Source organism: Sphingopyxis sp. SE2, from assembly GCF_032227185.1.
Taxonomy (GTDB): Bacteria; Pseudomonadota; Alphaproteobacteria; order Sphingomonadales; family Sphingomonadaceae; genus Sphingopyxis.
Map to the genome: position 1 here is coordinate 458,320 of NZ_JAPMXW010000001.1, position 14,044 is coordinate 472,363.

General features: G+C 64.2%; 9 protein-coding genes. 2 read left to right on the forward strand and 7 right to left on the reverse strand.

Annotated elements, in window-relative coordinates; translation table 11 throughout:
* Genes OVY29_RS02005 through OVY29_RS02020 form a run of 4 tightly spaced genes read right to left on the reverse strand, consistent with a single transcriptional unit; the run spans position 1 to position 5,386 of the window.
* On the reverse strand, positions 1-1,230 hold the full coding sequence (locus OVY29_RS02005) for an acetyl-CoA acetyltransferase (protein ID WP_313910732.1): 1,230 nt from the start codon (positions 1,228-1,230) through the stop codon (positions 1-3).
* A gap of 1 nt (position 1,231) precedes the next feature.
* The gene (locus OVY29_RS02010) at positions 1,232-2,941 is read right to left on the reverse strand and encodes a class I adenylate-forming enzyme family protein (protein ID WP_313910733.1); all 1,710 of its coding nucleotides are present in this window, start codon (positions 2,939-2,941) and stop codon (positions 1,232-1,234) included.
* Positions 2,925-4,421: a carotenoid oxygenase family protein gene (locus OVY29_RS02015; protein WP_313910734.1), complete on the reverse strand. Its 1,497-nt coding sequence runs from the start codon at positions 4,419-4,421 to the stop codon at positions 2,925-2,927. Before OVY29_RS02015 ends, OVY29_RS02010 begins: the two co-directional genes overlap by 17 nt.
* Positions 4,418-5,386: a nitronate monooxygenase gene (locus OVY29_RS02020; protein ID WP_313910735.1), complete on the reverse strand. Its 969-nt coding sequence runs from the start codon at positions 5,384-5,386 to the stop codon at positions 4,418-4,420. Before OVY29_RS02020 ends, OVY29_RS02015 begins: the two co-directional genes overlap by 4 nt.
* Positions 5,387-5,502: 116 nt before the next feature.
* On the opposite strand from OVY29_RS02020, the gene OVY29_RS02025 reads away from it, so the two are divergent.
* Both OVY29_RS02025 and OVY29_RS02030 read left to right on the forward strand, forming a co-directional pair.
* A complete protein-coding gene (locus OVY29_RS02025) occupies positions 5,503-7,791 on the forward strand; it encodes a TonB-dependent receptor (RefSeq protein ID WP_313910736.1) in 2,289 nt (762 codons plus the stop codon).
* A 100-nt stretch (positions 7,792-7,891) separates the two neighbouring features.
* Positions 7,892-8,824, forward strand: a complete 933-nt coding sequence (locus OVY29_RS02030; protein ID WP_037554648.1) for a winged helix-turn-helix transcriptional regulator — start codon at positions 7,892-7,894, stop codon at positions 8,822-8,824.
* Positions 8,825-8,840: 16 nt separating this feature from the next.
* Here OVY29_RS02030 and OVY29_RS02035 read toward each other — a convergent pair whose 3' ends face one another.
* Genes OVY29_RS02035 through bglX form a run of 3 tightly spaced genes read right to left on the reverse strand, consistent with a single transcriptional unit; the run spans position 8,841 to position 13,991 of the window.
* Entirely contained in the window at positions 8,841-10,070 is a 1,230-nt protein-coding gene (locus OVY29_RS02035; RefSeq protein ID WP_313910737.1) for an MFS transporter, read from the reverse strand.
* 41 nt (positions 10,071-10,111) lie between these two features.
* Positions 10,112-11,671, reverse strand: a complete 1,560-nt coding sequence (locus OVY29_RS02040) for a sulfatase (RefSeq protein WP_037554651.1) — start codon at positions 11,669-11,671, stop codon at positions 10,112-10,114.
* 1 nt (position 11,672) lies between these two features.
* Entirely contained in the window at positions 11,673-13,991 is a 2,319-nt protein-coding gene (bglX, locus tag OVY29_RS02045; RefSeq protein WP_313910738.1) for a beta-glucosidase BglX, read from the reverse strand.
* Positions 13,992-14,044 lie beyond the last annotated feature (53 nt).

The following is a 14,044-nucleotide window of genomic DNA, read 5'->3' on the forward strand; positions in this document are numbered from 1 at the left end:
TCAGGTGCCGACGACGAAGCTGACCGCGGTCGTCGCGCTGCCGCCGACGTTGAAGGTCGCGAAGTTGCGCGCGCCCTCGACCTGATAATCGCCAGCGTTTCCGGTGACCTGCCGCCATCCGTCGAGCAGCATCCGCACCCCGGTGGCACCTACCGGATGCCCGAGCCCGATCAGCCCGCCCGACGGATTGACCGGCAGCTTCCCGCCCAGCGCAATCGTCCCGTCCTCGACCGCGCGCCAGCTTTCGCCCGGTTTGGTGATCCCGAAATGATCGATCGCCATATATTCGGTGATCGAAAAACAGTCATGCACCTCGACCCCGTCGCACGCATAGATGTCGGGCATCTCTGCGCGCCGCAGCGCATCCATCATCGCCTTGCGAACGCTTGGAAAAACAAAGCCTTGGCCTCTGCTTTCCGCGACTTTGGTCGAATAGAGCAGCGGCGCGGTCGCATGCCCCCATCCCTTGATCCGCGGAATCGAGTCGATCGAAATCCCCCGACGCTGCGCGTAACGTTCGGCAACTTCCGCCGAGGCGAGAAAGATCGCAGCCGCCCCGTCGGTAACCTGCCCGCAATCGGACTTGCGCAAACTCCCCTCGATCAACGGATTGACCTCGTCATTCTCACCGAGATGATCGTCGGTAATCGCCCAGCCGCGCGTCTGCGAATATGGGTTCTTCTTGGCATTGGCGAAATTGTTCGCCGAAATGCCGCGCAGATACGCACGGTCGAGCCCGAAGCGCTCCTCATATTCCTCGGCGACGCGCGCGAACATATAGGGCCACAGATAACGCGCCTCCTGCGCCTCGCGCCCCGCCCACGCGGCGGCGCCAAGATATTCGGCGGCGCGCTGGCCGGGGACGTTGCGCATCAGCTCGATGCCGAGCACGAGCGCGAGCCCGTAGCGCTCGGCCTCGATCTCGGCGGCGGCGGCGAGGATCGCGATGCTGCCCGACGCGCAGGCGGCTTCGTGCCGCGAAGCGGGGATGCCCGCGAGGTCGGGGTGGACATGGCCGAAGAAGCCGCCGAGCTGGCCTTGCCCCGCGAACAGCTCGCCGACGAAATTGCCGACATGCGCGGTCTCGACCTCTTTGGGTTCGATCCCCGTCGCCACGAAAGCGGCTTCGGCGACATCGCGGAACAGCTCGAACAGCCCGCCGCCCTCGCGTTCGAGGTTGCGCGAAAAGTCGGTCTGCGCGCCGCCGAGGATGAAGACGTTCTTTGCCATGTCAGGCTTCCTTTTCGAGAGTGGCGAGCGCCATTTCGCGCACTTCGCTGCGCATCACCTTGTTGGTGACGTTGCGCGGCAGCGCGTCGAAGCGGAACAGGCGCTCGGGCAGTTTGAATACCGCGAGGTCGTGGCCGCGCAGATAATCGGCGACCTCGCCGATCCCCACATCGTCGCTCCCACGCGGAACATAGGCGAGTCCGATGCGCTCGCCCATCGTCGGGTCGGGGAGCGAGAAGGTGCAGGCCTCGGCCAGCAGCGGATGCCCGCCGAGCATCTGGTCGATCTCCTCGGGCGAGATATTGACCCCGCCGCGAATGATCAGATCCTTGCAGCGCCCGACGAAGCGATAGAAATCTCCGTCCTCGGCGATCTCGAACAGGTCGCCGGTGCGGAACCAGCCGTCGTCGGTGAAGGCTTCGGCGGTGCGCTCGGGGGCATTGTGATAGCCCTCGAACAAGGTCGGGCCGCGGATCTGGAGTTCGCCTGAGACGCCGTCCGCCTCGATCGGTTCGCCGCCGCCGGGCGGGACGAGCCGGCTTTCGATATTGGGGGCGCGGCCTTCGCCATAGGGGCGCTGATATGTACCGCGACGCGGGAACAGGCTCGCGCGCTTGTCGGGGTCGGGCATGTCGGCCTCGCCGGTGATGAAGCTCATCCCCTCGTTCGACCCGAACACATTGACGATGATGATGCCGAGCTTGTCCTGAAAACCGCGCACCATCGCGGGCGCGAGGGGGGCGGAGCCCGAGGCGATGACGCGCAGGCTGGAGAGGTCGACCGACGCGAGCAAAGCCTCATTCTGCAGCAGCATGTTGAGCACCGCGGGCGGCGCGATCGTCAGGCTCGGCCGCTCGGTCGCGATCTGCTTGAGGTAGACGCCGGGGTCGAAGGGGTGGTGCAGCACCATCGTCCCCGCGCTGGTGAGCCAGCACATTGTAATGCCGCCGATGCTCGCCATGTTGATAAGCGGGAAGGGGTTGAGCAGCACGTCGCCCGGGCCGACCTTCATCGCCTCATAACCGGCGCCCGCAACCGCGATCCAATGGTTGTGGCTGCGCGGCACGCCCTTGGGCACGCCGGTGGTGCCCGATGTCCAGCAGATGGTGAAGATATCGTCGGCATCGACCGGGTTGGCGGCGATATGCGCGGCTAGCGCGGCTTCGTCACCCACGGCGGTCGAGAGGTCGAGCGCTTCGTCTGGTGGATTGGGGCCAAAGGTCATCAGCCTGATGCCATCGAGCAGCGGCGCCGCAACACCGACATGATCGCATCCCTTGACCGTCGTCGCACAGAGGAAGGCTTTCGGTTCGACGACGCCGATCATACCCTTCAGCTCATGGCTGCGATATTGCACCGCCGCCGGGCTGACGATCGCGCCTATCTTCGCCGCAGCGAAATAGAGCGCGACGAATTCGCTGATATTGGGAAGCTGGACGAGCAGCACATCGTCCTTGCCGATCCCAGCCTTCACGAGCGCGCCCGCGAGCCGGTCGATCTCGGCCGCCAGCTCGGCATAACTCAGCCGTTGCGGCTCGCCGAAGGCGAAGTCGTAACGGTTCGGCGCATCGACCAGCGCCATCCGCTCGGGATGCGCCGCCGCATTGGCGGCGAACAGGCTGGCGAAGGTTTCGTCGCCCCACCAGCCGCTTTCCCGATGTCGCCGCCGTTTTTCCTCTCCCGCGACGATCATCTCAGGCGGCCAGCACACTGTTTTCGCCCATGCCGATATCGTCGCCGCTCGCCCAGACGGTATGCGTTCCCGAACAGATGCGCTCGGGCAGAATGATCCGGCACACCGGCCCCGCCGCGACATTTTTCGCGTCGATCAGCACGCATTCGGATTTGTCGGTTTCGAGGTCGGCGATGAAGGAGACGAGATAGCCGTCGTCCTCGTCCTTCGCATCGATCCGCGGCGCGAAGGGCGCCTCGCTGCCGAAGCGGCCGGGGCCGAATTCATAGTCCTCGCTCGTCCCAGCATCGAGGTCGTGCTTCACCAGCCCGCGGAACAGGAACCAGCCCGGCTCGGGGATCGCGCTATAGGCGTAGCGATAGGGCTTGCCCGCATAGCGGTGGTTGAACATGCCGAATTCGAGGTCGCGGTCGTCGAGCCTCTGTTCGGTCGTTTTCCCGGTCTTGAGGTTGAAGCGCCAGCGGTGGAGCCTCGGCTTGAGCAGCCCCTGATCGAGATACGCCATCATCCGCTCGAGCCCCTCCGGCGCGTTCGGATAGGATTTCGGCATCGGCTCTTCCTGATAATAGCCGTCGAGGATGATCTCGTCGCCTTCCTCCCACGCGTTGAGCCAATGGAGCGTGTAGGTCGGTTCGGCCTCGAACCAGCGGATGTCCTCAGGGCTTCCATGCCGCGGGATGATCGCAAAGCGCGTCTTCTCGTCGGGATGGAACTGGACGACGTGGAGGTTCCGTTCGAGCAGTTCCGCGTTCCAATAAAGCGGCATGTCGTTGAGGATCGTATAATTTTCGGTGAAGGCCATGTCGTGCGGCAGGCGCGGTCCGGCGAGCGGGACGGGGATATAATGCTTGAGCTTATTGTCCGCGCCGACGACGCCATAGTGCATATAGGGCGCGTGCTTCGAATAGTTGAAGAACATGAGTTCGCCCGTCGCGAGGTCGACCTTGCAGTGCGCCGAAATGCCGTCGAGCGGCACCCAGCTTTCGGTACCGAACTGTTCGAGCGTGAAGGGATCGAGCCGGTACGCTTCGCCGCACTGGTAGAAGGTCGAGATTATCTTGCCCGCGTGGATCGCGACGTCGGTCGAGCTTGAATCCTTGAGCCATTCCTGCGCCCCCCAGCCGTGGCGCGTCGACTTGTGCGGCGGCTCCATCAGTCCCGCCCACAGCGAGCGGCCGGCTTCCTTTTCGGCCTCGAACCCCTTGGTGCGCACGAAGCGGCTGCGATAGCTGGCGCGGCCATCCTTGAACGAAATCGCATGGATGAAGCCGTCGCCGTCGAAGGGGTGGTAGCGCCCGATCGGCTCGTGAATCTGGTTCTCGCCCGTGCGGACGTAAACGCCGTCGATGTCGGTCGGGATATTGCCGATCACCTCGGCATCGCCATTGGCAAAGATCGCGTTCCACTCGTTATAGGTCGGGCGCCAGGCGCCCTTCATATAGGGGTGGTCGTTCGGCTGGATCGTGGTGGTGATCGTATCGACGAGCTGGGCGGTCATGCGAGGGCTCCTTCGGCAGCTGCAAAGCGTGGCCTTGCGGCGGCTGCATCATATTCTTTCACGAGACGATCGACGATGGTCGCGACAGGTTCGACCGCGCGGACAGCGCCGACGCCCTGGCCGGCGGACCACACATTCTTCCACGCCTTGGCATCGTCCTGCGCGTCGGAGAAATTTGGTCGCTTGTCTTGGGGCATGTTGACGGGATCGTAGCCCGCAGCGATCAGGCTCGACTTCAGCCAGTTGGCAGTGACGCCGGTGATGCCCTTCGAAGGCACGATGTCCTCGGCGCCAGCGGCGACGACCATGTCCTTATAGCCCGGCACTGCCATGCTTTCGGCGCAAGCGATCAACGAGGTGCCGAGATAGGCGAAGTCGGCACCGAGGATTTCGGCGGCGCGGATCGCATGGCCGGTCGAGATCGCCCCGCCGAGCACGAGCGGCCCGTCCCAGAATTGCCGCACCTCCTCGACAAAGGCGAAGCCCGCGGTCGCGCCGGTGTGTCCGCCCGCGCCCGCGGCGACGAGCACGAGCCCGTCGACTCCGGCCGCCGCCGCCTTGCGCGCGAAACCCACCGAATTGACGTCGGCGAAGACGAGCCCGCCATAGCCGTGAATTTCTTCGACGACGCGCGCCGGGCTGCCGAGCGCGGTGATCACCAGCGGGACCTTGTGGCGCACGACGCAGGCGAGGTCTTCGGGCAGGCGGTTGTTCGACGGATGGACGACCAGATTGACCGCCCAGGCTGCGGCGTCGGGATCGTTCGACAGCGCCGAATCGATCCGGCTGACCCAGTCTTCGAGGTCGGCCGATGTGCGTGCATTGGGGGCCGGGAAGCTGCCGATCACCCCCGAACGCGACGCCGCGATCACCATCTCGGGACCCGAGACGAGGAACATCGGCGCCGCGATCGCGGGCAGGCGCAAATTCCGCATCAGCGCAGTTGGCAGGCCGTTTTTCGGCACCTTCGATCCTCTCCAAATTATCTGACTTGCATAACGATACTTAAAGACGATATGAGTCGCAAGGCCAGAAAAACATCGCGGGGCAAACCTGACGATGGTGGGAGGGAGAGAGTTTCATGAAAAAGCATTTGGTCGCGTTGCTCGCCGCATCGGCGCTTGCCAGCCCCGGTATCGCCCTTGCGCAGGACGCGGCGCCGGCTGACGATCAGGGCGGGCTTGAGGAAATCATCGTCACCGCGCAGAAACGCGCCGAGGGCCTCTCCGACGTGCCGATCTCGATCTCGGCGGTCAGCGGCAAGCAGGTCGAAAGTTATGGCCAGACCAACCTCGAACAAATCTCCTCGTCGGTCCCGAACCTCAAGATCACCCAGACCGCGATCGCCAACCGCATCGCGATCCGCGGCATCGCATCGGGCGACAACAAGGGTTTCGAACAGTCGGTCGCGATGTTCGTCGACGGCGTCTATTACGGCCGCGACCAGCTCTCGCGCCTGCCGCTCGTCGACATGGAGCGCGTCGAGGTCCTGCGCGGCCCGCAGCCGACTTTGTTCGGGAAAAATGCGATCGCGGGCGCGGTCAACATCACGACGCGCAGCCCGACCGACGAGTTCGAAGGCTCGGTCAGCGGCCTCTATGAATTCAACCACAAGGAAGTGCAGCTCACCGGCGTGCTGTCGGGGCCGCTCAGCGACGGCATCGAAGCGCGCGTCGTCGGCTATCATCGCTCGATGGACGGCTATTTCTACAATCAGGAACTCGACCGCGACGAGCCGAACGTCGACGAATATTATGTCCGCGGTAAGCTCGAATTCGACAAGGGCGGGCCGTTCGCGGCCGAACTCAAGCTCGAATATGCCGACTTCGAAACGAAGGGGCAGCCGCGCGACGTGTTCGGCGCGGTCGGCAATTACAATGCCGTCTTCCAGGGACCCTTCTTCGTCAGCACCGATCCCGATTTCGTCCGCGAAGACAATGGCTATGAAAGCCGGAACAAGGTGTTCGGCGCGACGCTCAACGCCGACCTTGAGCTTGGCGACCACACGCTGACCTCGGTTTCGTCGCTGCTCGATTACAAGACGCGCGAGATCGTCGACGTCGATTTCTCCGGCATCAGCTTCCTCGACGGCACCAACTTGCGCGAGGATTATCGCCAGTTCAGCCAGGAACTCCGCCTCGCGTCGCCGGGCGGCGAGGCGTTCAACTATATCGCGGGCGTCTATTACCAGCATGCGAAGCTCGACGTGCAGGACTTCACGCTGTTCAACCCGACCTTTCTCGCGCTGGGCGCCCCCTTCAGCGCGCTCGGCGATACCAGCAACGATCGTGATTATGCGCAGAAGTCCGACCTGATCTCGGGCTTTGCTCAAGGCGAGCTGTCGGTCACCGACCGGCTTCGCATCACCGCGGGCGCGCGCTTCAACCATGAGAAGAAGACGGGCAGCCGCAGCCTCGCGATCGTGCAGGGGCCGCTCAGCACCGCGCCCGCGCCGGTCGTTGCGGCGGTGTTCCGCGCTCTCAATATCGAAGCACACAGCATCTCGGGCAAGATCAGCGAGGACAGCTTCAACCCGATGGTCAACGTCCAGTACGACGCGACCGACGATCTGATGCTCTACGCTTCCTATGCCAAGGGGACGAAGGCGGGCGGCTTCGACATCCGGTCGAACTCGCTGCCGACCTCGACCACCGTCGCGCGGCCCGGCGCGTTCGAGTTCGAGGACGAAAGCGCCGACAATTTCGAGGCGGGGGTCAAATACAAGGGGCGCAGTGTCGCGTTCAATCTTTCGGTATATCGCACCGATTACAAGGATCTGCAGGTCAACATCTTCGACGGCACGCTCAACTTCAACGTCCGCAACGCCGCCGAGGCCCGCACGCAGGGGGTCGAGGCCGACTTCCGCGCCGCGCCCGCCCCCGGGCTGACGGTCAGCGGCGCGGTCGCCTATCTCGACTTCAAGTTCAGCAATTTCACCGACGGCCAATGCTATTATCTGCAGACGCCCGACGCGAACGGCTTCTGCGACTATTCGGGCAAGCGCAACGCGCTCAGCCCCAAATGGTCGGGCAACCTCAACCTCGATTACACTACGCCGGTGACGAGCGACATGAAGGTCGCGTTCAACCTTAATGCCGACTTCTCCTCCTCCTATATCGCGGCGGCGAACCTCGACCCGCGCACGCATCAGGACGGTTATGTGAAGCTCGGCGCGCGGCTTGCGCTGGCTGAGGTCGACGATCGCTGGGTGGTCGCACTGATCGGCCGCAACCTCACCAACCAACGCATCCTGCAGACCGCGAGTTCGATGCCGCTCGCGACGACGATCACGCGAAACGCCGGCAACGCCTATAACGGCATCGTCGACCGCCCGCGCACGATCGCGGTGCAGTTGACCGGACGCTTCTGACTCGGGGAGGGCGGCACGCCGCCGCCCTCCTGTCGCGGGTGCTAGCCTTGTCGATGCACCCGCCTTGGTCTAGGGGCGGGGAGAGGCAAGGACGGCTTATTTGAAACACGACCGCACCATCAGGGCCTGCTCGATCTGGCGCGCGCTCGATGTCGTCGGCGACGTGCCGGTCCTGCTGATCATGGAACAGACGTTCCTCGGCATCCACAGCTTCGACGAATTCGTCGCGCGCACCGGCCTCGCGCGCTCGGTCGTCAACGGCCGCCTCAAGAAGCTGGTCGAGGAGGATTGCCTCGCCAAAGTGCCCAAGAAGAATGGGCGCGGCTTTCACTATGTCCTCACGCAGAAGGGCCGCGACCAATTCCCGAACGGCCTGATGATGCTGCGCTGGCAGCATAAGTGGGAGGCGGACAGCCGCGATTTCCAGGTCCGGCTTCACCACGCCACCTGTGGCCATGCGACCGAACCCGTGCCCGTATGCGCGCATTGCCGCGCCGAGATCGATCCGCGCGACGTCGACTGGCGCGAGGGGCCGGGGCTTGCACAGGTCGTCCCGCATTACGAGCGCCGCCGCTTCAACGGCGAAGTCGGCGCCCGGCGCCCCGGCGGCCGTCCGCTCGTCGACACGATGATCGAGCTGTTCGGCGATCGCTGGGCGACGCTCGTCGTCCGCGCGATGTTCACGCACATCAACCGCTTCGACGATATCCAGCGCGACACGCTGATGGCGACGAACATATTGACCGGCCGCCTCGAACGGCTCGTGCGGCAGGGTATCTTGAAGACCGTGCCCTATTCGAGCCACGCCGACCGCGTCGAATATCGCCTGACCGACAAGGGGCGCGATCTCTACCCGGTGCTGCTCGCGCTGTTGCAATGGGGCGACAAATGGTTTTCCGACGAGCGCGGGCCGCCGGTGCTGCTGACGCATCGTCCGTGCGGCCATGACTTGCATATGGTCGCGGCGTGCAGCCATTGCGGCGACGAACTCGCGCTATCGAACAGCCGCTTCACGATCGAAGAGGCGGGCTAGGGTCCTGACCCTAAGCTCAGGGCAGGATGCGGCCCTCGTCGCGGCGCGGCATCGGCGCGACGAAACGCAGCACCAGCGCGGAGAGCAGAAGCCAGCCGGCGGACCCGAGGATCGCCGCGGGCAGGCTGCTGAGGTCGGCGACCAGCCCGAGCGTATAGGCGCCGAGCGCCATCGCGCCGAAGGTCACCGCCTGATAGATCGACAGGCAGCGGCCGAGTATCTCTTCGGGCGAGCGGAGCTGCATCGCGACGTTCAGCGTCGTCAGCGTCGAGACCCACGCGCCGCCCGCGACGAAGGCGGCGACCATCAGGGCGGGGAGGTTGGCCGTCAGCGCGACCGGCAGCATCGCGGCGGTGAAGATCAGCGACGCGGTCGTCACCACCCGGTCGCTGCCCCAGCGGCGCCGCGCCTGTCCGACCCACAGCGCGGCAAAGATCGACCCCGCGCCAAAAGCGGCAAGACACAGGCCGTAGATGATTTCGGTCCCGTGCAGCCGGTCACGGACGAGCGAAGGAAGCAGCGCTTGAAACCCTGCCGCGCCGAAACCGAAGGCGAAACCGCGAATCAACACGCGGCGCACCGGGTCCGAATGCGCGCAGAATCTTATGCCCGCGGCGATCGCCGTCAGCATCGGCGTCCTTCGCGGCGGCAGCGTTTCGGGATGCCAGCGCAGCAGCACGACGATCAACGCGACATAGCTTAGTGCGTTGAGCCCGAAAGCGGCGGCGGTGCCGACGATCGCGACCAGCATCCCACCCAGCGCGGGCCCGACGCTGCGCGCGAGGTTGAAGGCGATGGTGTTGAGAGCGATCGCCTGCGGCAAATCCCTGGGACCGACTTGCAAGCGCACCGACGCCTGCCACGCGGGGCCGTTGAGCGCGGTGCCGCATCCGACCGCGAGCGTGAAGAACAGTAGCGTCAGCGGCGTGATCGCATCCATATAGGTCGTGACCGTCAGCGCCGCCGAGACGATCAGCATCCCCGTTTGCGCCGCGAGCATCACGCGTCGCCGGTCGAAATTGTCGGCGATCGCGCCGGCGAAGATGCCGAGCAGCATGACGGGGATCGTCGTGCTCGCGGCCACCAGCGCGATCAGCAGGTGCGATTGGGTCAGCTCGGTCATCAGCCACGCCGCCGCGACCGACTGGATCATCGATCCCATGTTCGACGCAAGGTTCGCGATCCAGATCGCGCGGAACGCCGGGTAGCGGAAGGGCGCGAACGCAGAGGGTGGTTCGGGGCTCACGCCATCGCGCCTACCGTCCGCAAGCAGCCGTCGCAACCCGGTCAGGAAATGGCGGGGCCACTCGTATCCCTATATTCGCGGCGCAGTTCGACCAGCCGCCGCTTCATCGCCGCGATCGGACCCTTCATCGCCGGATCGCCGATCCGATTGTCCATCTCGTGCGGATCTTTCTTCAGGTCGTAAAACTCCCACGCGTCGAGCCCTTCGCCATAGAAACGCACGAGTTTGTACCGCTCGCCGCGTACGCCATAGTGCGCGCGCACCGCGTGGAACCCTGGAAATTCGTAGTAATGATAATAAACATCCTTGCGCCAGTCGCGCAGCGTGCGGCCGGCCAGTAGCGGCGTCATCGACCGGCCTTGGATCGTCGCCGGACCCTTGACCCCGGCATAGTCGAGGAAGGTCGGCGCATAGTCGATATTCTGGATCGGCGCAGCGATGCGGGTGCCCGGGCGAATATGCCCCGGATACTGGATCAGGAACGGCGTGCGCATCGATTCTTCATAGATGAAGCGCTTGTCGAACCAGCCATGCTCGCCCAGGTAAAAGCCCTGGTCGGAGGTGTAGACGACGATCGTGTTCCGATCGAGGCCACTTTCTTCCAGATAGTCGAGCACCGCGCCGACGCCTTCGTCGACCGCCGCGATCGTGCCCAGATATTGCTGCATGTAACGCTGATATTTCCACAGCGCGAGGTCGCGGCCCGACAGCGGCGCGGCGTTGAGCCGGTCGTTGTCGGCCTGCATCGCCGCGTCCCATTCGGCCTGCTGTGCGTGCGTCATCCGGTCGAAAGCGCCGGGCCAGCGGTTGTAGCGCAGCTGCGCCGACCCCTTCGCGACCGTCATCTTGAGGTCGTGCCCCTCATACATATCGCGATAGATGTTCATTTCCTGTGTGCCTGCGGCGATGCGGCCGCGATAATCGTCGAAATAATTGCCCGGCACGGGAAAGGTCACGCCCTGATATTTCCGCACATGGCGCAGCGCAGGCATGAAATTGCGGTGCGGCGCCTTGTGGTGGATCATTATCGCAAAGGGCTTCGACTTGTCGCGCCCGGTTTTCAGCCAGTCGAGGCTGTACTGCGTGATGAGGTCGGTGGCATAGCCCTCGACGACGCTGCGTCCCTTGGGCGTGATGATGTCAGGGTTATAATATTCGCCCTGATCGTCGAGCACTTTCCAGTCGTCGAAGCCGATGCCTTCGGGCGAATAGTTGATGTGCCATTTGCCGAACATCGCGGTCGCATAGCCCGCCTGGCCCAGCGCGCGCGGCCAGACCCAGACATTATTGTCGAACCGCTGGCCGTTCTGGGTGAAACCATGCGCGTGACTCTGCCGCCCGGTGAGCAACGTCGCGCGGCTGGGACCGCACAGCGAATTGCCAACGAAGCTCTGCGTGAAGATCGCGCCATTTTTCGCGATCCGGTCGATATTGGGCGTCGGCGCCAGCTTCGACAGCGGCGAGCCATAGGCCGAAATCGCCTGATAGGCATGATCGTCCGACATGATGTAGACGATGTTCGGGCGTGCGGCCGGCTCTGCCCCCGCCGCGGCAACGAAAGCGAGCGGGAGCGCGAGCGCGAGAGGAAGGCGAAAGCGCATCCTATTCGGTCAGCTCGAAGTTGGCTTCCTGCCCCTCGGCCGACGACGGCCCGACCCACAGCTTGAACTGGCCGGGCTCGCTGCCCCAGCTCATATCCTGCCGCGTGAAGGCCAGATCGGCGTCGGTCAGGGTGAAGCGGACCGTCCGTTTTTCGCCCTTCTTGAGGTTGATTTTCTCGAAGCCTTTCAATTCCTTCACCGGGCGTGTCACCGATCCGACAAGATCGCGAACGTAAAGCTGCACGACCTCCTCGCCGTCGCGCGCGCCGCTGTTGGTCACGGTAACGCTCGCCGTCAGTGTCTCGCCGGGGCGGATCTTATTCCGGTCGAGCGTCACCGGCGAATAGGTGAAGCTGGTGTAGCTGAGGCCATAGCCGAACGGATAGAGCGGCGTGTTCGGCGTATTGAGGTAGCGCGAGACATATTTCGCATCGGGGTCCGCCGGATTGATCGGCCGCCCGGTATTCTTCATGTCGTAATGGATCGGCACCTGCCCGACATTGCGCGGGAAGGTGACCGGCAGCTTGCCCGACGGATTGTACCGGCCATAGAGGACGTCGGCGATCGCATGGCCGCCCATCGTGCCGGGGTACCAGGCCTCGAGGATCGCATCGACATTGGCGTCGGCCCATTCGATGCTGTTCGGCCGCCCGCTCATCAGCACGAGGACGATCGGCTTGCCGGTCTTTTTGAGCTCTTCAAGCAGCGCCAACTGATTGCCGGGCAGGTCGAGCGAGGTGCGGCTCGCCGCCTCGCCGGTCATGTCCCAGCGTTCGCCCATCGCCGCGATGATCACGTCGGATTTCTGCGCCAGCGCGATCGCTTCGGCGAACCCGTCGGTCTTGCCCGCGTCGGCGAACGCATAGCTCGCGCCCTTGGCAAAAGCGACGCTCGTCCCCTTCGGTGCGCCGGCCTGCATCCCCTCGATCAGGGTGACCGGCCGCGTCTTGCGGTCGCCCGCCGCCGACCAGCTGCCGATCATGTCCTCCTTGCTGTTGCCGAGCGGGCCGATCACCGCGATCGACTTCGCCGCTGCGGCGAGGGGCAGGGCATTGTCCTTGTTCTTGAGGAGAACGATCGATTTGCGCGCGACATCGCGCGCGGCTTCGAGGAAGTCGGGGCGATAGATGGTCGCTTTCTCGCGTGCTTCGTCGGAATAGCGATAAGGATCCTCGAACAGGCCGAGGCGGTATTTCATCTCGAGAATCGCCTTCACCGCGGCGTCGACACGCTTCACGTCGACCTTTCCCTCGGCGACCGACTTGGCGAGATGGTCCATGAACACCGCGCCCTGCAGGTCCATGTCGACGCCGGCGTTGATCGCCTGTTCGCCGGCCTGCTTCAGGTCCTTCGAATAGCCGTGCGCGACCATTTCGTTGATCGACGTGTAATCGGTTACGATAAAGCCCTTGAAGCCCCATTTCTCGCGCAGGACGTCGGTCAGCAGATAGTGGCTGCCCGACGCCGGGACGCCGTCATACTCGTTGAACGACGTCATGAAGGTCGCCGCGCCGGCATCGGCCGCGGCCTTGAAGGGCGGCAGATAGATGTCGCGCAGCGTGCGCTCCGAAATGTCGACCGTATGATAATCGCGCCCCGCCTGCGCGGCGCCGTAAGCGGCGAAATGCTTCGCCGTCGCCAGCACGGTATCGACGCGCTTCAAATCGTCGCATTGGAACCCGCGCACGCGCGCGGCGGCGATCTTGCTGCCGAGATAGACATCTTCGCCCGCGCCTTCGGACATGCGGCCCCAGCGTGGGTCGCGCGCGACGTCGACCATCGGCGCGAAGGTCCAGTGAATGCCCTCGGCCGAGGCTTCGGTCGCCGCGATTCGTGCTGCCTTTTCAATGGCTTTCAAGTCCCAGCTCGCCGATTCGCCGAGTGAGATGGGGAAGATGGTGCGGTGACCGTGGATGACGTCATAGCCGAAGAGCAGGGGAATCTTGAGCCGCGTTTCCTCGACCGCCAGCCGCTGCAGGTCGCGCGTATATTTGGCGGTGAAGGCGTTGAAGATCGACCCGATCCGCCCCTTGCGGATATCGTCCTGATAGCCCTGGCGCATCGTCGGGCCGGTCGAATCCCAGTCGCTGGTCAGCAGCGACAATTGGCCGATTTTTTCGTCGAGCGTCATCTTCGTGATCAGTTCGGCGATGAAGCGATCCATCTTCGGATCGGGGCGCATCCATCCCGTCGAATCCTCCGGGGCGGCCTCGCTCTTGCTCGTCGCCGGTTTCGCCATGAGCGGAGCGGGGGTGAGCTGTCCTGCCACCATCAGGGTGGCCAGCGTCAGGCATGTCAGGTTGCGCGTCATCGGCGGCATGATTCGTCCTTCCCGGTCGGGTTTGCTTATACATTGTCACGCGGATTGGCCGA

What these genes read in the sequence shown, in the direction of transcription:
- OVY29_RS02005 (WP_313910732.1), bottom strand. Translation starts at nt 1,230, where the DNA reads ATGGCAAAGAACGTCTTCATCCTCGGCGGCGCGCAGACCGACTTTTCG.
- OVY29_RS02015 (WP_313910734.1), bottom strand. Translation starts at nt 4,421, where the DNA reads ATGACCGCCCAGCTCGTCGATACGATCACCACCACGATCCAGCCGAAC.
- OVY29_RS02025 (WP_313910736.1), top strand. Translation starts at nt 5,503, where the DNA reads ATGAAAAAGCATTTGGTCGCGTTGCTCGCCGCATCGGCGCTTGCCAGC.
- OVY29_RS02040 (WP_037554651.1), bottom strand. Translation starts at nt 11,671, where the DNA reads ATGCGCTTTCGCCTTCCTCTCGCGCTCGCGCTCCCGCTCGCTTTCGTT.
- bglX (WP_313910738.1), bottom strand. Translation starts at nt 13,991, where the DNA reads ATGCCGCCGATGACGCGCAACCTGACATGCCTGACGCTGGCCACCCTG.